1 protein-coding gene is annotated in these 1,230 nt (G+C 58.8%); it reads right to left on the reverse strand.

Annotated elements, in window-relative coordinates:
• Positions 1 to 54: 54 nt before the first annotated feature.
• Positions 55 to 1,230 (reverse strand): elongation factor Tu (gene tuf / locus RUESEDTHA_RS20760; protein WP_170337277.1); only part of this gene is annotated, 1,176 nt, incomplete at its 5' end.

Consider the following 1,230-nt stretch of genomic DNA (forward strand, 5'->3'; position numbering starts at 1 on the left):
GGAGCGGCCTTCTTTAGTTTTATCGATGTGCCGGGCTGAAGCCCGTCCTACCGATTATTCAATGATCTTCGACACAACGCCGGCGCCGACGGTGCGGCCGCCTTCGCGGATCGCGAAACGCAGGCCGTCTTCCATCGCGATGGGCGCGATCAGCTCGACGGTGAAGCCGACGTTGTCGCCAGGCATAACCATCTCGGTGCCAGCCGCCAGGGTCACGGTGCCGGTCACGTCAGTGGTCCGGAAGTAGAACTGAGGACGGTAGTTCGCGAAGAACGGGGTGTGACGACCGCCTTCTTCCTTGGTCAGGATATAGGCTTCGGCTTCGAACTTGGTGTGCGGTGTAACCGAACCCGGCTTACACAGAACCTGGCCACGCTCAACGCCGTCACGGTCGATACCGCGCAGCAGGGCGCCGATGTTGTCGCCCGCTTCACCGCGATCCAGCAGCTTGCGGAACATTTCAACACCGGTACAGGTGGTTTTCTGGGTGTCACGGATGCCGACGATTTCGATCTCGTCGCCAACGTTGATCACGCCACGCTCAACACGACCGGTCACAACGGTACCACGACCCGAGATCGAGAACACGTCTTCAACAGGCATCAGGAACGGCTTGTCAACTTCACGCTCAGGGGTGTCGATGTAGTCATCAACAGCCGCCATCAGTTCCTTGATCTTCTCTTCGCCGATTTCCGGGTTGTTGCCTTCCATCGCGGCCAGAGCCGAACCTGCGATGATCGGAACATCGTCGCCGGGGTAGTCGTAGCTGGACAGCAGTTCGCGAACTTCCATCTCAACCAGTTCCAGCAGCTCTTCGTCGTCAACCTGGTCCACTTTGTTCATGAACACGACCATCTTCGGGATGCCAACCTGGCGGCCCAGCAGGATGTGCTCACGCGTTTGCGGCATCGGGCCGTCTGCGGCGTTCACAACCAGGATCGCGCCGTCCATCTGAGCGGCACCGGTGATCATGTTCTTGACGTAGTCGGCGTGGCCGGGGCAGTCAACGTGCGCATAGTGGCGGTTGTCGGTCTCGTATTCCACGTGGGCGGTCGAGATGGTGATGCCGCGCGCTTTTTCTTCCGGCGCACCGTCAATCTGGTCATACGCTTTGAAGTCACCGAAATACTTGGTGATCGCTGCGGTCAGCGTCGTTTTACCATGGTCAACGTGGCCAATCGTGCCGATGTTGACGTGCGGTTTTGTACGCTCAAACTTTTCCTTTGCCAT

It is taken from the genome of Ruegeria sp. THAF57, from assembly GCF_903914075.1.
Classification (GTDB): domain Bacteria; phylum Pseudomonadota; class Alphaproteobacteria; order Rhodobacterales; family Rhodobacteraceae; genus Ruegeria.